The following is a 23,315-nucleotide window of genomic DNA, read 5'->3' on the forward strand; positions in this document are numbered from 1 at the left end:
AATGCCTGACTGATTATTTTATCCTCTGTTTTTCCGGCAGGAATCATTCCTAATGCCTGCTTTCCTATTTTTTCAGTATCCTTATTACTGTAAACTCTAACCGGTTCCTCCTCAGTTAATGGATTTGCCTGTGCAAGGATTTTAACCGGACCGGATAGATTAAAATCCTGACAGATATTAATGCTTCCTCCTCCGGAACTACCTTTAATAAGTGTGGACTGTAATGGCGCAAATGTCTTTATCCCATCAGCAGTTAATAAGATTTTTCCTTTTGCTTCTAATAAAATTTCATCACCTTCCAGAACGATGCCCTGCTCATCCTCCAATGTCAGGGAATTGCCCATATGATTATCAAAGCCCATAGTTCCCGGAACTAATTTCATTTCTTTCCTCTGGCTGGTTGTAAAATATCGGTCGAAAGGAGAGGATACGTTGGGACATTTTGAAATATCATTGCTTCTTAAATACTCTATCGCTATGCTATCTGCCTCATTGTGATTAGTAAATATAATAGCAGCCCTCTCTCCCTTTTCTGGCATACAGGTAAATATATTTCCCGTTACCGGCACCCAAGGATAGGTTTTTATTATATTCTGTTCTTCCGGATTTATATCAAATACTAGTTTAACCTCTCCTCCCACCGAAGTAATCACTGTCCCTGTCAAAGATGCTCCGATTAATAGCTTATTATATTCTTTTTTCTTATAATAAAGATCTGTCCTTCCAAATTCATAGGAAAAAATAATTTCTCCTCTGATCATGTTTGCCAAAATGCTCAGCACCCGAAGTCTTCTCCCATCAATTTCAACCTCGTCTCCAATCTGATAAAACCGGTCTGACTCTGCTCTATAAAATACAAACCAATCTTTTTGCATATTTTCTGCTCTGTTTTCAAAATACCGCTCGTCTAATGATACGGTATATGATGTGAATTTTTCATCTATGAGCTTGCTTTCCTCTGGAAAACCTAAATAGAATTTAGGTTCTCCGGTTTTAATATCCGGAATCAGCACACTGCCAAAATGACTGGCTATTCTTTTATAAAATTCCCAGTCACTTTCCTGATATTGAACCAGCAGGTCCTGAATCGGAGATTCTTCCTTGCCTTTCACCGAAAAAAGTACATCTGCTTTTGGAACCTGGTATAGAATACTCCGTATTACACTTTTATAGGTCTGCTCTGTATTTTGAAATGTCCGTATGTATTTTTTTTCATCCAGTTTAATACTTGCAGATATAAGAGATAATCTAGCGGTATATAAATTCCCTTCTCTTTTTTGGTTATAATGGTCCACAAACCCGTAAAAAATGAAATATTCCTGCCCATTTTTCTTGTAACCAATAGAAATAGACTGGCTATATAACGAATCACATAATAGTTCAGTTTTTAGTTGCAAATCAACCGTTAATTTCACATGCTGATTTGGGTTCATACTAAAGTGCAAATCATTTACACCCACAACTGAATCAAGGCCAGTTATAATAAGATTTTTTTTTGTAATCATAAGCTTTCCCTCACACAATTAATAATTCCTGTAACTTTATCCCCCTCACATTTCTGCGGATCAGACTTTCTGCAACGTCTTCACGTATTACTAATGTTGCTTTACTGACTTCTCCCAGGATAAAAAATGGAATATCCTGAATTTTATTCTTATCTAATGATCCTTTTAATAATCTGCTCTTAGTTTTATCAAAGGTACTTTCCATACTTAACAGCCTATGCTCCGGTAATTCCGGCAAATAATAAAACAAAGAATTTTGACTGTCAGGATCTATTAAAATAATTTTTATCGCTTTTATTCCCCTCCTGTACATCCAGATTACTTTCATCACCTTTTCTGACACAAATATACATGGAAATGTCAATATATCCATATAAATGGAATCGGCTTTCAACTTCGAGTCAAGTAGAATCCAGCTTTTTTCCGCATCAAATTGCTCTGAGTTATCCTTTGAGGTTATTTTTCCAAACCAATTCTTAATATCTGGATTAGGATTATTCTCCTCCTGCTCTGAAAGGATAAAATATTTCATATCCTGTCATTCCTTTCTTCAAATAATACAACTTGCTCATCCATATATCCGCCGAAAACAACTTTAAAATCTTCATTCTTTTCTAAAGCTTCTGAAAATTTATTGTGTATAATATCGGTAATATGATCCCTAAAAAACAATTCTGCTATTTTGTAATAATGAGTGATATACCACAAAGCAAATTCCTTCTCTTCGTATTCTTTTAAATGAAATATTACTGCACCAATATGTTTTTTAAAATATTCCATATCTTTTTCAAAAAACTGAAATATAAAATTCATATTCCAATATTGAACAGTCCTGCACCTTTCTAAATAAAAATCTTTATTATACAGATCCAGCCGTACCTCATATTTCTTTGTAAAAATACATCTTTGCAGATAGCTGATGCTAAAAAACTGAACGGGATCTTTTTTATTCATTTGCTGCAAGCTGTGGGCTTCTGAATATAACATTTCTACGGATTTTTTGAAATCCGTTATGATCATATCTCTGTTATCCGAAAAATAAGTCTGTATTTCTTTCAAACGATTATGTAATACCGGCTCCATTAATTTACTGCCTTCTGATTGTATTTTTTGCAATCGGTCCATATTTTACTCCATCCGCAGTTTACCGCCTTTAAAAGCAATATCATCGTCTATGACAAGCCGGCTTCCTCCCTGACCAATGTCGACCTGATCAGCCGCATTCATGGTCAACGTCTGTTCCACACTTGTTAAAGATATATCTCCTTTGGCCCTCATGGTAATGTTTTTACTGCTCTCAATTGAAATTCCACTATTATCATGTATCGTAATATTATCTCCTTTGTGGTTAGTCATAACAATACGGTCCGGAGTAAAATAAATCTCCTTTCCATATCGGGTTTTTAATGATTTGACATCAGGATTCGTTCTGGCATTTGGATTGGTTGACTTTTGATGTATAGCACTGGTTACATATGCATCAGATTCATTTGGGGAAGGCAGATACAGCCGGGCTGAATCGCCTTTCTCAGGCATACAATACCATCCCGTACCATCCGCTGATGAATATACGGTGGAAAACGGGAATTCCATGGCCGGTGACTGGGAGCTGTTTTCTCCCTGTATGAGTTCTATCAAAACCTTATCTTTCACTATGTCAGTAATAACCGCATCAAAAGAAGCTCCTATCAAAGAAAAATTTGTTATATATGATGTTTGAAAAGCATTTTTTGTTTTTAATGTATAATGATGAATCAATTCACCATACGAAAGCTTACTATTTACCCCATACACATACAGTTCAAATCCATTAAATAAAATTTTGTCTCCCAGGTAATAGACCTTTCTATCAGTAAGATTATAAGAAATCAGATCATATTGATTCATTTTCAATTCACTATTCTTTTTGTGGTAATCCTGAATTTCATTTGTCAGTGTGTAATTATCCTCTTTTACCTCATAAGCATTTAGTTTTGGAATACCCAGATAAAAATGAATACCTGGTGCACGATCTTCCGGTATGAGTACCGAATGATACCGGCTTGCTAACCGTTTTAAAAACTGCCAGTCTGTTTCAAGGTACTGAATTGTAAAATCGTTCAATGACTGTACGTCTTTGTTCTTAATCATAAAATTACAATTTGAATAGGTATTGCATATACCGTCAATGATCTCTTTATAGGACTGGTTCCTGTCTTGATAAAAGCGTAAATGTTCATTTAAGTCCATTCTATAGGTGTCACTTGTGACCTCAATAGTCAGTACACATAATTTTCCTTCATTTTTAATACTAAACTGAGTAATAAATCCATTAAAAAACACCTGCTCTGTTTCTTCGTCTGTAATAATCATTTGAAACTGAGGGTATTTGTTTCTAATGCAATGATTTACGTATTCCTGTTCTGACCTTCCATCAATAATTCCCTGAATTTTCAAAATCGAATGGCAGTTTACATAACGTTTAGTAGTAAGCTCATGAATTTCTAAAAAATCAAATGGTTCGGTTCTAATTTGCAATGCTTTCATAAAACTCCTCCTCTTTCATAAAAATCCAGTTAAATTCTTATTGATTTAATTACTCTTTTTACTACTGGTTTCCAGTTTATATACACTTCAAAAGGGCAGTTAAAAGCCCCTAGCAAAGTTTTGTCAGTCAATTGTACTAAGTACATAACGTTATAGATTGGTCCTTCTAAAGATGAACTTCTAAAATCAAAGTATTGAATTGAAACATTGTATGGATCTGCAAAAAAGTCTTCTTCGTAAAATAGAGTATTTGGATATACCATTTTTATCGATTCTCTGATTTTAAATACGTATAACTGCAAATCAGGTATCTTTTCATTCAACATATTAAAAGTAAAATTAATTTTGCCGCTCTCGTCTGAATAAACAATCCTGGGTCTTGGATCCACTGTGTAACGTTCTTTTATTTTTTTATCAGACAGTTCTGTAAACGCCACCGGCATATCCATGAAAATTGTCCCATTAAATAAACACCTATTTATTAGCTGCGTATTATCCTCTTCTAAAGCATCTTTATTTACAAGTCCCAAAATCATCTCATCAATCATACAATCCCTCCTTCAATTTATTTTTAATTTAAGCACCATTCCTACTGCCTGTTCCTTTTCTTCTCTTACCTTTTGTCTTCTGGCACGCTCCAACAGTGCAATCTTTTCATCCAGATTCATTCGTTTCCCTCCCGTCTACAACAACATAACACTTCTCTTCCCCCGGCTGACTTCACCTTTTCTCACTTCCCCATTCCTCTGATTTTTCAAAATCACCATAAGTCCTCTATAGAGCCCTCCATTTCCTCTGTCTCCATAATCCTCTCCCAATCCAGCAAACAGATATTCCCGGATGCAGTCAACTGTCACAGCTCCATGAACGGCCAGGGCTGTCATGGAAAAGCTGGCATCAAGGGGATCTAAAGGTCTGCTTCTCATGATCTCCTTTGAAAACTGCCTGATGATCCTGGGATTTAACGTACTCCCTCCTTCCGCCGCGTAAGGCTGATGAATGATGTTCACTGTGTCATACTCCGTGGAATAATCCTGAAAATTCTCATAACGGCTGCGAAGCCTTGCTCCTTCCTGAAGCCGGAACCTGCACAGCTCCATTTCACAGGCTGGGTCCGGCTTCTTATCCTCCAGAAAGATCCTGGTATTTCCCATGATCTTTCCTGCCACCCTGATTTCGGTCAGAAACTGCACCTTTAAATACCGGATCTTATCCTGGGCATTGCACTCCATCCTATAGGGCTGTTCCATAAAATAAAGCTTTCTCTTCCAATAAATCATGCCAGGGGAAATAGTCAGTTGGCCGTCATCCCAGACAATGTCACAGCCATTTATAATTCCGTCACCAAATCCCTGAAACTGCAGATCCAGAAAAACCTTAGGATAGTCCCTAAGCTTATCCAGCATCTCGGCCCTTAAAAGGCGCTTTTTTTCAAATTGGGGATAATCATACTGAAACATTTCATTTCCTCCATCAGCACAAGATAATTTCATCTATTTCCATGGTTTCTGCCATTTCAATGATTCCAAAATGGTACTCATAATAAATATCCACATGATAAGGCAGCTCCAAAAACATATTGATTAAAAAATCCATTTTCTTTACAATCTCATTCTCCTTTTTCTGTCCGATATAAATCAGGATCTCATAGGAGTTTTGGTTGCTGTGATATACAATGTTGCCTGGAATCAGCGCCTCCATCATATCCTTAAACATATCCAGGGAGCTTCCGGTTTTATACTGTTTTATCAGGCCGCTTAAAAGAATTTCCTGCTCTTCCCGCCAAAAGAGAGCCATGGTCTCTCTGGCCTGAGTTCCAAAAGCATGGTCAGCCAGATCCTGGTAAAGCAGCTTCTTATAATACTCTTCCCTTGACATTCCGGAAACTGCATCATTTTGCATCAACTGATGAAAGATCAAATGAAACAGATTTTCTTTAAGCTTGGGAAATTCCTTTTGATCCGGCGGGAAGAAATCCTTAAATATGTTGTAGAACCGATAGTAGGGATTAATTTCAATAATCTCTCCCTCCTCTATCTCCTTTTGATTCAGATAAGAACCAGACAGTTCCATATAGGCACTGAATTCACGGGGCATTTCAAACCGAATGCTCTTTTTCGGCACTCCCCTCTTTTTTAAGGCCAACATGACTTCCCACAAATAATTCATACAAACTTTCCTCCGCATTCATACTCAGGAAAATATTCCTGAACCTCAGAGGAGATAAAGCTTGCTAAATCCCGCAAAAGCCATGTTTCCTTTCCTTTTGGCTTAAAATAGAGGATCAGCTGCTTTTTACCTTCCCTGTCCCGGATCTCATCTTCTATAAAAAAGTTCATGGAGTAGGTTTCTAAGAATTCCAGTCCATTTTCCTTCAAGGCACAATCCTGGTATTCAATAAAATCCTCCAGGCCAAATCCGCGGATAAACCGTTCCAGTTCTCCTTTTGTTTTTACCGCCTGTCCCATTTTCCTCTGAAAGCGCTCTGCAAACCCGTCTTTTCTCAAGTTCTCCATAAGCGGATAAGTATAGCGGTCTATTTTATGATCCCCGCCGCTTCGTATCATATAAATGTCCCACTTTTTTGCATTTTCAACCTGTCCGGTAACCAAAAGCTTATCTCCGCTCTGTCTGACGCTTCTAATACCGGCTTTTTCTTCTACAAGATAAGCGTGTTCTGTTCCATAATCCCGGATGGATATAACATGCTCAAAATTTTCATGATCACTGCAGGCAATGGGAAAGCCTACGCTTTCCAGCTTCAAATGACGTACATTCCATATGGGGATCATGTCGTAATGAACAAACCGGTTATACTTCCCGAAATCGGCTCCGAAATTTGTCACTGACTCCTCATCCCCCGCCTCTTCCGGGAGACCGGTAATGCAAATGTCCGCCATTTTAAAAAGATAGGGAGCATTGATGGTTTTCCATGGAATTCCATTTTTCATGAACAGGTGATAGAGATGCTCTATTTCTTTCCCATAGCGCTCACTCCGTTCTAAGCGGATATGAACCGGATACTCTTTGCCAGCCCGTAAAATTCCTGTAAAGTCCTCCTGGTTCTTTAATATCTCTCCAACCTTCAAAGCATCACATTCCAAAAACACGGTAGACAGACAAAACTTCCCCTCTGCCTTAAGTTTCTCCTTCACATCGGAAATCTTATAGGAGGCCGTTTCTAAATCTTCTTCACATATGGGGGACATTAGATGATGGGACTTATCCAAATAGGTACGTTCCATCAGTCCCGTACGGATTAAATAACGGTTGATATCATACGCAAGGTCATTCATCACCCGCTCCTCTAACATCCGGTACATCTTTACGTTTGTTTCATACAGCTCTAAAAACACGCCTTCCATTAAGTTTTTAAATACGATCCGCTCCTCCAGATTGCTGATTGACTGGATCTCATCCCTGATCATTGATTTCATTTCTTCTATCTGATCCATCTTTCCTTCACCTCCTTATTTTGAGAATTGCTTATTTATTGATTCGGTGTGCACGAACTTACTATTTCATCTAACGTTGATTTAATTTTCTCAAAACTACTTGGAAGGCAATTTTGTATTATCACTGCAAATTTCTCAAACTCCTTAAATTCTACTAAAGAGAAAACATAATAATATTTCACAGAGTCCAGTTCACCGGAGTACACAACCGTTTTTATCCTCTTATCTCCAATTTCCGCATCTTTTGTTTCCTCAATAAATTTAAAATTCTTGCTTAGTGACTGCATATTATCAATTTGCGCAGCTAAAATATCTTCAGGACTTGCGTTTTCCGCAAGATCTGCTTTTTCATAAACGTAAACTCCTGTTGAATAGTCTTCAAAACGTGAAACGCACTGCAAATCAAAAGGATTTTCCTCTTCATATAATTTCCAATCATTAGGAAAACTAAATACTAAATCGTTTGATGTAAAAGATTCAGACTGCGCATTCTGTGAATAAATTCCCTTCTCTCCTGCCGGAAAAAGTACAATTCCCGCTATCACCGCAATAGCAAGAAAGACAGTAATTAGTATGGTAATGAAAATGCTTAAAACGCTTGTACCGCCATGCTTGCTTATGTACAACCCAGCCTCCCCATCTGTCATTCCGGAGGTTTGTATTATGATTTTCATTCCTTTTTTGCGGTAATAAGAATTTGCACATATTCCCACAACAATACGAAGAATCAGTCCGCTCCCCGGAATGATCACAGATAAAAGAGAGATTACTCCATATAATAAAGCCTCTAAATACATTTTTCTGTATGCCAGCCAGTAAACCGGAAAAAGGAAAGCAGGCCAATTCCAGCTTGCAAAGTTCTGGCGTTCCGGTTTGTCACGCCATTTATCTTTGTAATATTCGTAATTATTTCCCACGAATATTTCAGCACTCCAATCATCTAATATCTGGTGTTCTTCCATTGATAACCCTCCTGTCATATGAAGTAATTCCTTACTTTTTACCGTCAAAAAAGTTCTCTTCCCATGTATCATCCTCAAAATCAAAGAAGGTTTCCTTCCCCTTATAAAGAACTTCATTTTCACGCAACACCGGAAGCACTACAAAGCCCCAGCGCTTTCTTGATACCCATACAAAGAACTTCATTTCCCCTTCCAGTATGGTATCCGTTTCCTCCTGAATCACGCTTCCTCCATACTGTTTATCAATCTCCTCCTGTGTCGTCCGCTCAAAAGTTTCGGTGTCATACTCAAAGTAATAGGGTTTTAAGCGTTTTCCTTTGTCATCATTTAAATAAAGGTCCAGCTGTTTTCCAATCATGAAACGGGAAATGCAGCCGATATGTTCCTCCTGATCCAGACTGCGGATCAATATCTTTTCCTGATTCTCATGAGTATGTACCACGATTTCATAAGGAAGGGTCCGCACCTGGTAATCCTGATTTACCTTCATATAGCCTCTTTTGCAGTTTATAAAGTAAGCAAGAGCCCCCTTTAAGCAGCACATCTTAAGCTCCGACTCATCCTCTCCCTTTTTTGCACTTTGGATCAGCTTACCAGGAACATACTGCTTCAAAGCCTCCATAAACAAACTGGACCTGCAGGACTGTCCGGTCAGCTTGATCATTTCATATTCCTGCAATTCTCCCTGTTCAAATTTCTGATCCAGAAACCGCTCCATCAGATGATAAATATCCGGTCTTAAAATCGTCTCAATCTCATTTAAATACAGGGGAAAGCGTATTTCCCGGTCAATGTGGGTAAAGCAGCCCTCATCATGTACTGACAGCTTCCATTTATCCAAAAACATTCCCCTGCTTTCCTTTTCCCTGCTGGTTTCAATCCAAAGCTCATACTGGAACCTGGACCCAAAAAAGGATTTTTTCACCTCTTCTGCAAGCTGAAACAGATAATAATAGTTGTTCTTTACATGAAAATACTGCTCCCTGCTTTTTTCCTCATAATCCTTAAACCGGGTCGGAAGGAATCCCTCTGCTCTGTGATAATCCTCCTCCAGTTTCTGCCCGTAATTTCCGTCAGACGAGTCAGAGGAATCCCCCTGTTCCAAATATCCCAATGCCTGTGAGATCTTAATTTTCAGCATCTGCAGAATGCGAAATGTTAAATTATTTCCACCAAAATTCGTATCTCCGTTTTCATAACGGGTTTCTAAATCAATGGTATAAGACACCCGGCTGTTATCAATGCGGAACCGCCCGGAGGTCAAATCTGTAGTTCCACCTCCGCAGTCAATGATCAATGCATGATACCATCGCCCTTTCTCATAGCGATTCTCACCTACCATCCCATAAATGCTGTTAAAAAGTACAGCCATCCCTTCATCCAGCTCACAGTTTACATGAAATTCCGGAAGCAGCTCCTCAAACAATTCCCGGAACTTCTCCTTTTGGCGGATGGGGGCCAGAAACTGAATGTTCTTAAACTGGCATTTAAACTGCTGTTTCGCCAGGTCGATTAGGTACTCCAAGTATGCTTTCAGCATGTCCCGGCGAGGAATCTGATATTTAAACCCGCTTTTTAAAATGACACTTTCCATCCGTTCTGCATCACTGACCCATCTCTTAATATCAAAAAACACGGGCACATCTTCATCTAAGTACCCCTGGTCTCCCAAGGCAAGCGCCTCATTTCCAAATTTAAATCCGTGCCCGCTTTCCCGGCATTCCTCCACCCCTATTACACTGGGAATGACAGAATGTTTCCCATCCCTTGCAATTTTCACACTTCCATCAGGGAGGCAGATCCCCATTGTCGTATTGGAGCTTCCAAAGTCAATAACCAAAGGAAGATCTGTCTCCGCTACTTCCCGTACCTCAATATCAAGAAGAGGAATCCGGATTCCATCCATATGGCCCGGAATGGATAAATGATCTCCCTGATAGCAGTCATAAAGAAATTCCGAATCTCGTTCATTGGGGAAATATAAAATAAAATACTGGTGTTTCCCAAGAGGCAGGACCCGCATATCTTTCCCCTGGAACAAATAAAAGGTATTTTCCACCTCTTTTATGTAAAAACAGGTATAAATCTGGAAATTTTCGTCTATGAGCAACAGGTTTCCTTCATATAAGGTCATGTCCGATTCTACCTTGTAATGATCCAGTTCATTTAATCCGGTTCCACGGTAAATTACTATGGTTCCCGGAATTCTTACCTTCTGATTGGAACGGATATCTATGAGATTCCTGTCAAAAAACTCCTGAAGTCGTTCCAACCCGCCTTTGCATTCTGTATCAATATGCCGATAATCCTTCTGCCCCCTGAACCGCAGGATCAGCCGAAGAAGTACTTCCCGATCCATGCAGCCTCCGGAAGGCATGACCAGTTTCTCCTTTCGGCAGATTTCCTTAAGCTGAAAGGTGGTCATCGTTTCCAATTTACTTCTTTTATAAGTATTTTTTTCCGGTTCTGTTTTTCCCGGGTGTAAGGTATAGGTATATCGGCTCATTTGTATTCCTCACTTTGTCATGTATTTCCCGTAAATGGTTTCCGGCAGCTTAACGGCCCACACCCGGACCGTTTTTTCCGGCATCTCCATTCCCGGTTCCTGTCCCGCTGCCTGATTCGGACGTTTTCTGATCCTTTGTCTTTATTCCGGCCTTTGCTGCCGTAATCTTATCGTTGATCCCATCCGCCAGCTCGTACAGCTCCAAGCGGATATAGATCGTTTTGGCCGTCTGATAATAGGTAATGGCGCTTTCATACTTTTCCTCCGCCAGAAGTTCATTTCCCTTATTCTCCAGGTCAATGGCATTTTTCTGATCATTCAGCTTCTGCTGGTTTTCCAGCTCCCGCTTCTCCTCTTCCTCTTTCTTCATCTTTTCTTCTTCTGCCTGCTTTGACTCTTCTTCCGACTTTTTTGCCGCCTGGGATTTTTCTTTGGCCGCCGCCTCTGCGACTTCCTGCTTCTGACTGTCTTTCTCCATTTTTTCCTCTGCCGCCGCCTGCTTTGCCAAAGCCTCCTCTTTTCCAGATGAAAAATAAAGGGCTGCCGCTTTATCTCTCGCCTGACCATAAGATTTCACGGCTCCGTCCATGTCACCGTATCCCTCTTTTTGCTGTCCCATTTCAATTAAGTCAAATACATCGATATAATCTCTTGTTTGCTTTAACCCGGCGTCTATGTATGTTTTTCCTGTATTTCCTGCCTTTACGGACAGCTCCCTGGCTTTTAAGTAAAGGTTTTGGGCCTTCTGATATTCTCCTCCCATCATAGACTCATCCGCTAAAAGTATCTGCTCTGCCAGCTTTTTATACTGGTCTGCCTCCTTTGATTCCTTCTTTTTCTTCAAGCCATCCGCCAGCTTCTTTGCCTCTCCATAATCCTCGGAAGCTTTTAAGTAATTATCATATTTCAAATATTCCTGACCGCTGCTTAAGTATTTTTCAAGATTGTATTCCTTGTTTTTTATGCTTCTATGATGCAGATAAAGCCCAAGGCTGATCCCTCCCACCACCAAAACAATGGGTATGGCAGCCATTAAAATCTTTTTAAGGGACAACTTCTTCGGAGGCTGGTAAACCTTTTCAATAAAGGTCACTGCAAGACTGTAATTATCCACCTCCTCTGTCTCCTGCTGTCCTAAGATCACATCCTCTGCCTGATCCAGAATCTCCTTAGGCTCCTTGGCTTCCTTTGCAGCCTCCAGAAACTCTTCCTCGCCAAAGCTCTCCCAAGCCCCTCTTGTAAAAAGAGCAAAGATATCACCGGCTTCCAGCCCGATCTTTTTTGATACAAGGATTTCCGGCTGTCCCCGCTCTCCCAAAAAGGAATAAAGATTATTTCTTTCCTCATGGGCAGCCGCCTGATCCAGGGTGATCCTTTCTTCTTTCAGCAGATTCTCAGTCAGGGACTGATCCCTTGTCCTGACCAGGATCCTGCCGTTCCGAAGCAGATAAAACCGGCTGTTTCCCACATGGCAGCAGAGTAATTTTCTGTAATCCGTGACCACCATGGTGACAGATGCCTTTAAGTGCATTCCTCCCCGTTTTTTAAAGAGCTCACGGTGAGCCTGATTCATATTGTGCTTCAGTTTCCCTGCATTCATGGTAGGTCCCTCTACAAAGCTTCGGATCAGGCTTTCCACAACAAACTTTGCACTGTTGGTCTCCAGTTCTCCATCCAGGCTGTCTGCCAGCACATAGCAGGCATAGTCATCCATTTCTGCAAATCCAAAATAATCCCGGTTCGTGAGCTTCTGCCCTTCTTCTGAGATATACTGCGTACGAAAATCAGAATTCATTCTTCTCATAAGTCACCTCCGCTCTCAGAAGCAGAACGCTCCCGTTTTCTTTCTCCATCCCATTTTTCTTTTCCGACTCCATGACAATGCCGTCTGCTTTTTCCTTCAAAGTAAGATCCTTTAACAGGATATCTTCCATCTCCGCCCAGGATACCGCTTCAAAAATCCCTTTTGTAGCAAGCAGCACCACATCACCAGGCTTTAACCAGATAGGTCTTTCCCCAATCTCAATTTCATGAAAACCATCTATTCCCAGATAGTTCCATACCCGTTTTTCTTCCATGGTCCAGATGGTTTCAGGCCTTGATAAGATTCCTTCCTGATAAGCGTTTAATGCAAGCACATTAAGAGTCTGTCCTTTGCTGATTGGGATCAATTCCTGATTCCGAAACAAAGCAATCCGGATATCTCCGGCCAGGCCGTAATGCATAGACCCCCCATTGACAAATACCGCTGCCAGACATGTACCTCCCTGCCGTTCCCCTATGGTCCTCTGAATTTTCTGACTTGCTTCACGAAAAGTAGTCTTAAAGAAATATTCAGGGTTATTGAGCACATGGCAGGGCTGATATCGATCCAGCAAAGTATCTACTGCAATCCTGGCACACACTTTTCCTGTATTTGCTTTTCCAATCCCATCAGCCAAAATTGCCAGGGTTCCTGCGCTGCTTGTTTGTATTCCCGCTATATCCGCCTGGATCTCTTTGCCGCCGGTGGTCTGGCTGACGGCAGCTTCATCTGCAGGTTCTCTTTTTTTATTTTCTGCTATCCTTATATCTGCGGCCGCCAGAACCAACCGGCCTAACACAGAGGCCGACAGTATGATCCCAAGACCTCCCATGATCATTACAGTCATTTTTTATCATTCCATTCAAAATTTTCTCCGCATAAAGGGGCAAATAAAAACCGGCTTTTCCCCAGCTCAATCACATCATAAGGTTTTAATTCCGTAGGTACATAGACTGCCTCATCATTCAAATAGGCAAGCCCTGCCGCATCTCCCGGTAGGATGACCGTATTCCTCTTTTTCTCGTCATAGACAATGATGGTATGGTTTTTACGGTTGATTTCATTGTCACCTAAAATCTGTATATCCATGTCATCTCCACGGCCTATAAAGTTTTTTCCGCTGTGGATCTTATAATCCATTCCAACCCTTGCACCAGAGATACATACGATCCATCCGCAGACAGGCCGAACCTCTTCCTGCAAAACTTCCATGGAAGGCTCAAAGCCCACAGGTTTCTTCTCTTCTGTGTCCTCTTTCAGCTTCATCTGACAATAGGGACATATCTTACCATAACGTCTTGCATTATAAACATGTCCATTGGGGCATCTTACTAAGCTCATATTCCAATCTCCTATCTATGTATTTATGTCAATAAAAGGCAAGTACTGGCAATGTAAATCACATCTCCCGCCAAAATCCTGCATGGCCTTCCGGTCACCTGATAACAGATGCCATCCTCTGCCTTTCTGATTCTTACACCGTTTTGAGAGCCCAGATCCTCTAAATACCAGGAATCCAGGCAGTAATTCAATACTGCATGCTGGTTGTCAATGAAGGCACTGTACTCGCAGTCCTCCAAATCTACATCCACATCCTCTTCTTCATTTTTCTTTCCTACAATAAGGGCTGTTTTTCCTGCTAAATCCCAAGACTTCAAGGGTTTATCATGCTCGTCCAAAAGCATGAGCTGAGTAGCCCTGACCGCCTCCGGGAATGCTTCCGGTTGTTTTATTTCCCTGACCTCTTTTTCCCTTATCCGGCCAAACAGATCAACGATGGCCGCAAGCCCGGCAAAAAACATCACCCCGATCCACAACCAGTCGTTTCCCCTAGAAATAAGGCCAATAATTAAAAATATTGCGCAAATCAGGATTGTGATATCCAATCCTATTTTCATCTTTCTTCTGCTCTCCATGCTTTATCTGGTGTCCTCCTCATTTTCTCATACCTGGCTCTTGATGATCTCCTGTGTTTTTTTCTGTCTCATCTTCACCTCCCCTTTGTCCCATTGCGGTTCTCTCCATAGGAAAAGGAGTTAAACAGCCGATCATCATTGTGAAACAGGCCTGCTTTTATAGGATTTTGCTCTTCAGAATCCACAGGTCCTTCTACAGTAACATTTGTTCCGGTAAAATGATCCATTATTTTTCCTGCACCGGCATAGTCTTGCTTTCCGGTAACGGCCTGAGAAATAAATGCTGTTCCCGCAAGCGCTATAACAACATCTCTTACTCCAGCCACATTTCCCTTTCCTTTTTCTTCTTCAAACTTATCCTCACTGCTTTCCCCTGTTTTTCTGTATATTACATTCCCCATACACCTGCACTCAATATTTCCGGATTCATCCATTTCAATCGCATTATTACCGGTTGTTCCTGCTTTCATCTGAATTCCTTTTCCAGCTTTTATCTGCAAATGGTCAAATCCTTTTTCCAGTATAATGTCTTTAGAAGCCGATAATTTCATAGAACCGGAAGATACTATTTGCAGGACTCCATCTGAAGTCAGCCGTATTGTGGTCTTCTCTCCTGTTGTTGAAAACAAAACGTTTTTTTCATTCATTTGGAATCCATTCCCCATTTCATTGCCAATGGACTGAACACGAATCGGCAGACCTGATGTCTCTTTCTGGTCCCGCCTGATCACAGACATTACAAACCCATTTTGCTCTTCCTCGTCCGGAAAATAAACTTCTGCCTTTGCTCCTGGATCTGACATGTAATACCCAAGTTTATTATTTTCTCCTGCTTCAAACGTAAAGTATGGCATAAGAGCACCTGATATTTCTTCCATTGGAAAATGCAGCTTAAGCTGATTTCTCTGTACTTCCAGAACCTCTGCCCACATTCTTGTATGAGCGATCTGGTGGTTTGGAATATACGGAAACTCTGATTTTCTGTTACAAACTAGTTCCAGCTCATACAGAATTTCTTCTTTCTCCGTAACAAAATGAACCGATTTGACATAATATTTTTTATTCTGGTTCATTATCGTTTCTCCTACTTCATACTTTTTGTAAGAATTAGTCCAAATCGTTTCCTGTTTCTTTATGAGATCCAATGCTCTTTTCTCCTGTTTACCGTCCATATTACGAATAGATTCTCCGAACGGACTACCAAACGAAATTTGAATTTCTTCAGAAGAAAGATTCGGATAAATTCCTTCCTTAAAATGAGATGCAAGGCGTTTCATGAATTCCCAGTCTGTCTCTTCATACTGTATGAGAAAATGAGGAATTTTCAAATTTCCTGACAACCTGTCAGTGACTGAAGCATTGGGATATGCTTTTAATACCGTTTCCAAAACTTCTTGATAAGTCATCTCTAAATTCTGAAAAATCCTTCTTCGCTTTGTTAAATCCATCTGATAAGAAAAAGAGGCTGCGTTCAAAAGAAACGTTCCGACTTCTCCTTTTTCTTCCATATGTAATTTAGTTATAAGTCCACAAAAAATCAGGCATTTGTTTTGATCTTTCACTACTATTTTTTTATTTTCATCTGTCTGCAAAATTGTTTTTTGATGATTACTTTCTTCACATATCCCACGTAAAGTCAAGCTGGCATGTTGATTTATTTCTTTTAAAATACATAAATCGTAAATATGAAGCAATTCCAATTCTATCGTTACTTCCAATCCTTTATATTCATAATCCATCCTATCCCTCCAAACAGACTTTTTTCATGCATATCCCGGTAAACGGCCTGCGCAATATACTCTCCGCCACATCAAGATGAACGATAATCCAATTTTCTCTTATTCCTGATATATAAAAAATCTTTCTGTTTCCAATTTTCTTTTTATCCAAAACCAGTTTTCTCAGAGAATGATCCGGATAGAATTTTGCTGACTTACCAAGGCAGTCTGCTTCTTCCAACGCACAAAGCCAGTAAACCTCCTGTCTCTTGTGAACCAGATCACTCAATATTGTGCAGTTGTAGTGTATTCTAGATTCATAGCTGAAAAAAACTGTTTTCATCCTGTCCGAAATGAATAATAGAGGTGTTTCTATCAAATCAGGATAATAGATTTCCTCCCCGCTTTTTACCCTAAGATTAAAGCTTTTTTCCTGAAAAGGCACGTTCTGAAAATCCAGCCGTAGTTTCCTGTTTATCGTGCAAATAGACCGTAGTTCTGGAGGAAAGTGGGCTTTCTCAAAAGAAACTGTATTGTGATATGACTCTTCCTGTGACAATATGAAATATTCCATGGGATCACTCCTAATCGTAAATCTGAATACTATTTCTTTGTTCCTCTGTAAGTTCTATTTGATTCAATGATTTTCTTCTGAATTTTGCTCCGTTTAATCTGGTATTTTGAAATACTGTAGATTGAAGCACTGATGTCCTGAAATCTGCTCCACTGAAATCTGCTTCCGAAAAATTTACATATTCCAGGTTTGCATTGGTAAAATCCACCCCCACCAGGCTTAACAAATTGCGGTTAAACAAACCTGGTTTCGTGACCGGCGCCATGGCTCTTCTGAAATTTGCTCCAGACAAATCACTGTCTGAAAAATCTGCTTCAAACAGCAGTGCATCTTTCCACAACGTGTTTTTTAAGTTGCAGTGGTAAAATCCTGCTTTTATGAAATAAGACTCACTTAAATCAGAACCGGAAAAATCCATATGATAAAAATCACTTTTCGTTCCGTTCATTCCTTTTAGTTTAAGGCCCTGCCATTGAAGATTTTTATAGTTTCTGCCATAAATTCCTATCTCTGTCATTTCCTCAGTCTCCATGAGTTTTCTCAAATCCAGGTCATTCTCCAGTCCATTCTCTTCTACATATACTTCGTCAAAAATTCCCCTGTATTCGCCAACCGTCACACAAAACCGCCCTGCCTGGGATAATAACGGTGAAAGGTCAATCTTCTTTTTTCTGATGGCGAACCTGGTAAGTTCTGTTATGTATTGGGTTATCCATGGTATATATTCTGTTTGAAGAATTTCCTGTATATCGCCTTCTTTAATTATATTTTTAAAATCTCTTAACGAGGAGCATAGATGTTTTTCCATCTCCCACAAAAAATCAAAAAGAACGCTGGCATCCCATTCCACCCATAACGCATTGGAATCCAGATAAAATGATTCATTAAATGCATAAATTCTTACTCGCCCATCCCTTTGAAGGAATCTGCTTCTTAACACACACAAGCTAATGCTGAATATTCTCTGTTCCAGACGCTTCTCTTCTTCCATACGCTTCCATAACTGCCTGAATGCCGCCTGAAGTTCTTCACACAATAGTTCCATGTTTTCATTACAATAGAGGTCCAACTCCATCATTCTTTCAGCACCTTCCGGCAGGACATAGCCATATTTAAACGTTTCTAATAATTTTTCCCGTTCCATTCATATCCCCTGTATTTAATTGGTATACACCTTGTTACCCTTCAATTCTATAACACCCTTCTTACTGATATTGATTTCCCCTTTTCCTCCGCAGATCATATGAATGCTGTCTGATGCATGAACCTTTACCTGATTTCCCGCTTCCATAACAATATCTCCTTCGGAACGCAGAATGATTTTAGAACTGGCAGAAAGAGTTAATGTCCCATCCCGGTCCAATGTCGCAATGCTGGCTCCATTTGCTGAAATACTCACCTGTTCCGGTGTCCAGCACAGTTCCATCCCCTGCGGATTTCGGATATACCGCCTTTGGTAATCTTCCATCTGATCTGCTTCCCCAGGCTGTGGCTGGTATTCACTTACAGAACTGGAAGCATAAGCATTCTTTTCATCAGAATCCGGGAATATTATCCTTACCTTATCTCCTATTTCCGGCATACAGTACCAGCCGCTTCCATCTTTCGATGCATATACTGTAGAATAAGGAAACCAGCAGCTTCCCTGGGCATTCTGTCCCCCAGCTTCTCCCTGAATATTAATTTTTACCAGATCCCGTTTTACTTCTTCCGCTGTCCCCTTTACCGCTTTTCCCGATAACTTTTCATTATACTTTTTTTCCTGGACCAATCCTTCTTTTACGCATAGTTCACAATCATGAACCAGAACTGCCTGCTCCAGAACGGTATGTACTGATTTTACATACAGGCTCTGCCCCTGGCAGTTTATTTCCTCTCCCAGTTCTACCCATTCATCCATCCGGATTGCATAGGTAATATAGCTTGTATCAGAAACAGCGGGTGTTAAAACTTCCAACGCTTTTTTATAAGCTTTTAGGTCCTTTGTTATCTGATAATCTCCCAGATACTTTTCCACAGCCACATATCGCTCAGGAATCCCTATGTAATAAGCCGGGTGCCCTGAAATGCTGTCTGCCAGAATCCGCTGATTTTGGCGTGAAGCAAGACGTTTTAAAAATTCCCAGTCCGTTTCCTGGTACTGCATAAAAAAATGGCCGGTCTTTGCCTGATATTCTTTACGGATGATCGAATCCGCATCTTTATATTCTGATGTGACAGTCCGGAAAATACCCTCATAAGAGGCTTCCACGTTATGAAACGGTCTTGTTTTAGGAGCCATGTCCAGAAGGATTGTATGGGAATACGCCTGTACCCGAAGGTTATAGCATTCTCCCTGATGATTTATTTCCGCCAGTGTAAGCAATCCCCGAAAAAGAACTTGTCCTTTTTCATGCTTTACAATCAATTCGGTTCCAAACTCCAGACCATGATCATACTGTTTCTTTTCTTCTTCACTGATTCTTCCAACTGCCTCAAAAAATATGTGTTCGTTTATGTTTCTATGTATCTGCAACTTGTTTATTTCTATAAAATGAACCGGTTCTATCCTGATTTCCCCATTGCTGATCAATCCAATTTTTTCCACGTTTTTCTCCCTCCTCACTTAAACCGTACCTGCTGCCATATATAATTCTGAATATACAGATCTTTTGCCTTTTCCAATTCCTGAAATGCATGGTCCAATGCCTCTCCGGTTTCTGCAATTCCGTTCTGGATTTTATCCACAATTCCCTGACAGCCATGAAGTAACGTTTCTGCCAGATCAACTCTTAAATCAATCTGATCTTTTATACTACTCTCCAATTCTATCTTAATACCTGAAAGTATCTCTTCTCCCGTTAACTTCTTTCGGTTTTCTTTTGGCGGAAGCTGTTCTATATCGCCGGCCTTGATCTGTCCATTGTGCTCTACGGTAATCATTCCTCCGTTTAAACAGGGTAATGCGGACCGCTTTAGTACGGCAGGCACCTCCTGCCCTTCCACTTCCACTGTGATACTGGGATCAGTAAGCACCCATTCCCGGCATATCTCCGGCTTGCATGGCACTGTTCCGGTTGATTCCAGAGTTTTTTTATCTGTCTCCGGATTTTTCAATACCGATTCAATCTCATCTACCGCATATAACATACACTCTGCGTTTTCTATGAGAATGTTCGTCCCTGCCTTATTGTCTTTTTTTGAAGCAACAGCTTTGCCCTGAATGATATTTCCATGGTCTTCAATGTTTTTTAATTCCCCTATATTGTTGCAGCCGTCACACGTTAGTATGGCTCCTTCTACCACAAAGCTGGTGGGGGCCTGATCCAGCTTGAATTTCGAGAAATCCACATGGTACAATTCTGCAAAACGCCTGCACATTTCATCTTCCCTGCTTTTTTTTACTTTTGCATAAACTTCCTCCGCTCTCAGAACTGCTTCCCATCTCTCATTCGACCACTCTGTTTCTTTCTGCCCTATATCGCTTTCATTCGTATACATCAACCCAGCAACTTTTTTTGCTATTTTTAATTTCAAGGATTCAGGCAATGCGTCCAGCCCATTCCACATGGATATTTGATTTGCTATCCTGGCCGGAACAAAGGTACGGTTCATCAATGTCAGGCCCGTTTTAAGAAAGTAATTCGGTTTATGAGTATGAAAAAAATACATCTTAAAATCAAATCCTTCTTCCGAAAGATCGGCATTATAATAATCCACTCCCGAATCAAAGTAAATCGTGTTTTTATCGCTCCCGGTTTTCGTAAAAATCTGGCTGACCGCATCACGAAATTCATTGATGTTGTAAATAATACTTTTACAAAACTTCTGTTTTCTTTCACTGATCTGATTCAGGAATGTTTTGGAAGCCCCCTGTCCATCATAAGAATAAACCTTGTCAACCATTCCCTCCGGAAGTAAGTAGGCACAGGAAGCAGCCATGTTGCCTCCTTTTGAATGTCCTGCCAGTGTCACATGATCCAGACCGGAGTTTGCAACATATTTTGCCGCTTCTCTTTGCGATGGTGTTTGGGTTGAAAACATGGCGGCTGAGTTGTCTCCCCATTGGTAATCCCCAGCTGTTCCTCGAAATACAATGATTGGTTTTACTTTATTTTCAGGATCTTTTTCAGGATCTTCAAGTGTCATGGCTCGAAAATTCGTATCTTCGTTGTCTGTAATATCTTTGATTTCCATCCTCATTAAGGTATCAGAAGCTCTTATCTGATCTATGACATCTAAGAATTCTTCTCTAGACATTTCTCCGCCGTATTTTATGTTTCCTTCTTTATCTCTTGTTAGATCAGGTGAATAATTTTTCACACTGTCTTCCATTTGATTTATTAAATTTGCTATAGTTTTTTCACCCTGCATACTATTCCAATCTGCTCCCATAGAAGTTCCATAAATCAAACTCGTTAGTTTTGCAGCATCTTTATTATCAATTATATTCATTGGTTTACTACCTCCAAACAATTATAAGAGCAGTCTCGAAAACTCTGAAAGTACTGAGTTTGCTCATTTTTTATTACTCCTTGTTTCTCTTTTTCCTCCAACTTTTTGCTTGTTTTTTCAAAAAAGACTTGACAAGTGCATAAAAATTTGCGGCGAAACCCTTATTAAAAATACATTTTGGGAGGTGCTTCATTTATGCTCAAAAGCTGGACTTCTCATGCTGATTATCAGCACTTTTTTTCTGACACTGTCTCTTCTTTCAATCTTCACAGCGCAAAAAACTTAGTTCTTATTCTGACTCCATTGACAAACTGACTTCTCTCAACCTTGATTCTCTTGCTACACATCTGGCTCCTTTTTACAGCCACACCGGAAGACCTGCCCTTCACCAGCCGGAAATATTCCGGTTTTTTATTCTCATGCTGGATCGTTCCTATACCAGCCTTGATAAGTGGGTCAATGACTTAATGACAACAGGGGACTTCCCAAAACACTCCCTGAGACAATGGCATTTTCAAAAGTCGGTGTTCCCATTTGTAAAGCAGGTTTGGAAATGACTTACAACGGCTACTGTAAGGGACGTTCCTGCCATAAATGGCGTTGCACCGCCAAATGTGTAAGGGTAGCTTGTCCTCTCGGTACGCCCTGCTCACCCTCCGATTATTGACGGGTGGTCTATACTAAACCGAACTGGGATATACGCTTGTTTTCAATGGTTCCAAGGATGAGCCGGTAATGGAAAGATACATACAAATCCAGATACTGTTCAGAGCGTATCAATAACCGGATCCTCAATGATTATCACTTACATGACATGAAAATCCGGGGTAAAAAACGATACTCCTTTTTCTCAATAATGGCAGGTATCAATATACACCTTGACGCACGCATTAAGAAAGCAAAGCTGGATACTGTTTGATTATTAAAACTAATAGTTCTTAGAAACCTATATGTGGGAGATTCATTTGTCATGCCTGCATTTAGAATAATTAACCAAAAATAAGGCATGTAAAGGTATTGCATTAAATATCAGCTTTTTAATACTTAGTTTCCGAGATTACTCTTATAATTTTCTAAATCATCATCAGAAAAATTATATATTGTTTCTTTACCAGTTCTCGTATTAATCTCAATCCCAAATCTTTTTTCCATCTTTAAATCCCATATCGGGTTTTGCCAGGTTTTCCCATTTTTATCATGTCCGGCAAAATGTCCATTCTCTTCTTTAACTATATCAATTGAATCAAAATCATCATTACTATTTACAATGTAATAGTCAAAGCTTATTTCAAATTCATTTTTTATCTTTTTAAAATCAGTAATTAATTGAGAAGCATATTTTTTGACATTTTTTTCTGATTTATCATCGCTTGCTTTCACAAATATAAAAATCTGAATATATGGACAAGATTTAGCAAGTTTAAGATAATCCTCTGCAGTTGAATTTGCTGTTAGTTGACTATTAAAATCGTCTCCATCCGTTCTAATAAATAACTTGTAATTGTTGTCTAATATATCCCATAATTTTTCCTGTATTTCATCTTTCATTTTTTCTTTTATGAATTTCCAACAATAACCATCCTGAATCTCTTTTACGTTATTGATATCCAGACTTTTCTCCAATGATTCCCGATATACATAAACACGAAATCTAAAATCCATATCACTATCCGCAAAGGCATAACAATACCTTGGAAAACCACTTTTTCCGCTAACACTACCTCCAGGAATAGGGGAACCCTGTGTGGTAGTATGCCACGAAGAACCATAACGAGGTTTTTCTATTATAAATTGCTCTCCATACTTATTTTCCAAATGCATTATCACCATTTGGTTTAGTTCTTCTTCTATTTCACTTTCACTTTTCTCAGGTATTGCCGGATGCCTGTTTAACCTATAAAAAAATATTGTTATT

Annotated in this window: 19 protein-coding genes; all 19 read right to left on the reverse strand. The window is 39.8% G+C overall.

Annotated features, from left to right (window positions below; translation table 11 throughout):
• The coding region (locus RT269_RS13165; RefSeq protein ID WP_313183224.1) for a contractile injection system protein, VgrG/Pvc8 family at window positions 1-1,505 on the reverse strand (1,505 nt) is incomplete at its 3' end.
• Between the two features lie 10 nt (window positions 1,506-1,515).
• The gene (locus RT269_RS13170; protein WP_024291058.1) at window positions 1,516-2,037 is read right to left on the reverse strand and encodes a hypothetical protein; all 522 of its coding nucleotides are present in this window, start codon (window positions 2,035-2,037) and stop codon (window positions 1,516-1,518) included.
• Window positions 2,034-2,630 (reverse strand): hypothetical protein, encoded by a 597-nt coding sequence (locus tag RT269_RS13175; RefSeq protein ID WP_313183226.1) that lies wholly within the window; start codon window positions 2,628-2,630, stop codon window positions 2,034-2,036. Before RT269_RS13175 ends, RT269_RS13170 begins: the two co-directional genes overlap by 4 nt.
• A 3-nt stretch (window positions 2,631-2,633) precedes the next feature.
• Window positions 2,634-4,031: a contractile injection system protein, VgrG/Pvc8 family gene (locus tag RT269_RS13180; protein ID WP_313183228.1), complete on the reverse strand. Its 1,398-nt coding sequence runs from the start codon at window positions 4,029-4,031 to the stop codon at window positions 2,634-2,636.
• Between the two features lie 29 nt (window positions 4,032-4,060).
• Entirely contained in the window at window positions 4,061-4,579 is a 519-nt protein-coding gene (locus RT269_RS13185; protein ID WP_313183230.1) for a hypothetical protein, read from the reverse strand.
• A 135-nt stretch (window positions 4,580-4,714) separates the two neighbouring features.
• A complete protein-coding gene (locus RT269_RS13190; RefSeq protein WP_313183232.1) occupies window positions 4,715-5,491 on the reverse strand; it encodes a hypothetical protein in 777 nt (258 codons plus the stop codon).
• A 13-nt stretch (window positions 5,492-5,504) separates the two neighbouring features.
• On the reverse strand, window positions 5,505-6,200 hold the full coding sequence (locus RT269_RS13195; RefSeq protein ID WP_313183233.1) for a hypothetical protein: 696 nt from the start codon (window positions 6,198-6,200) through the stop codon (window positions 5,505-5,507).
• Entirely contained in the window at window positions 6,197-7,486 is a 1,290-nt protein-coding gene (locus RT269_RS13200; RefSeq protein WP_313183235.1) for a hypothetical protein, read from the reverse strand. The genes RT269_RS13195 and RT269_RS13200 overlap by 4 nt, the downstream gene beginning before the upstream one ends.
• Before the next feature lie 35 nt (window positions 7,487-7,521).
• Window positions 7,522-8,448, reverse strand: a complete 927-nt coding sequence (locus RT269_RS13205; RefSeq protein WP_313183236.1) for a DUF2628 domain-containing protein — start codon at window positions 8,446-8,448, stop codon at window positions 7,522-7,524.
• Window positions 8,449-8,479: 31 nt separating this feature from the next.
• Window positions 8,480-10,954 (reverse strand): hypothetical protein, encoded by a 2,475-nt coding sequence (locus RT269_RS13210; protein WP_313183237.1) that lies wholly within the window; start codon window positions 10,952-10,954, stop codon window positions 8,480-8,482.
• A 49-nt stretch (window positions 10,955-11,003) separates the two neighbouring features.
• On the reverse strand, window positions 11,004-12,758 hold the full coding sequence (locus RT269_RS13215; RefSeq protein ID WP_313183238.1) for a PP2C family protein-serine/threonine phosphatase: 1,755 nt from the start codon (window positions 12,756-12,758) through the stop codon (window positions 11,004-11,006).
• Complete coding sequence (locus RT269_RS13220) at window positions 12,739-13,605, reverse strand: PP2C family protein-serine/threonine phosphatase (RefSeq protein ID WP_313183239.1); 867 nt, start codon at window positions 13,603-13,605, stop codon at window positions 12,739-12,741. The genes RT269_RS13215 and RT269_RS13220 overlap by 20 nt, the downstream gene beginning before the upstream one ends.
• Window positions 13,602-14,099 (reverse strand): FHA domain-containing protein, encoded by a 498-nt coding sequence (locus RT269_RS13225; RefSeq protein ID WP_313183241.1) that lies wholly within the window; start codon window positions 14,097-14,099, stop codon window positions 13,602-13,604. The genes RT269_RS13220 and RT269_RS13225 overlap by 4 nt, the downstream gene beginning before the upstream one ends.
• Window positions 14,100-14,122: 23 nt before the next feature.
• Window positions 14,123-14,674 (reverse strand): FHA domain-containing protein, encoded by a 552-nt coding sequence (locus RT269_RS13230; RefSeq protein ID WP_313183242.1) that lies wholly within the window; start codon window positions 14,672-14,674, stop codon window positions 14,123-14,125.
• 74 nt (window positions 14,675-14,748) lie between these two features.
• The gene (locus tag RT269_RS13235) at window positions 14,749-16,413 is read right to left on the reverse strand and encodes a contractile injection system protein, VgrG/Pvc8 family (RefSeq protein WP_313183244.1); all 1,665 of its coding nucleotides are present in this window, start codon (window positions 16,411-16,413) and stop codon (window positions 14,749-14,751) included.
• Window positions 16,414-16,976: 563 nt separating this feature from the next.
• A complete protein-coding gene (locus RT269_RS13240; RefSeq protein WP_313183246.1) occupies window positions 16,977-18,110 on the reverse strand; it encodes a pentapeptide repeat-containing protein in 1,134 nt (377 codons plus the stop codon).
• Between the two features lie 15 nt (window positions 18,111-18,125).
• Window positions 18,126-19,553, reverse strand: coding sequence for a phage baseplate assembly protein V (locus tag RT269_RS13245; protein WP_313183248.1), 1,428 nt, complete (start codon window positions 19,551-19,553; stop codon window positions 18,126-18,128).
• Window positions 19,554-19,567: 14 nt separating this feature from the next.
• On the reverse strand, window positions 19,568-21,400 hold the full coding sequence (locus RT269_RS13250; RefSeq protein ID WP_313183249.1) for an Mbeg1-like protein: 1,833 nt from the start codon (window positions 21,398-21,400) through the stop codon (window positions 19,568-19,570).
• Window positions 21,401-22,444: 1,044 nt separating this feature from the next.
• The coding region (locus tag RT269_RS13255) for a hypothetical protein (RefSeq protein WP_313183251.1) at window positions 22,445-23,315 on the reverse strand (871 nt) is incomplete at its 5' end.

Origin of the sequence: Lacrimispora sp. (genome assembly GCF_032078915.1) — a bacterium.
Classification (GTDB): Bacteria; Bacillota; Clostridia; order Lachnospirales; family Lachnospiraceae; genus Lacrimispora.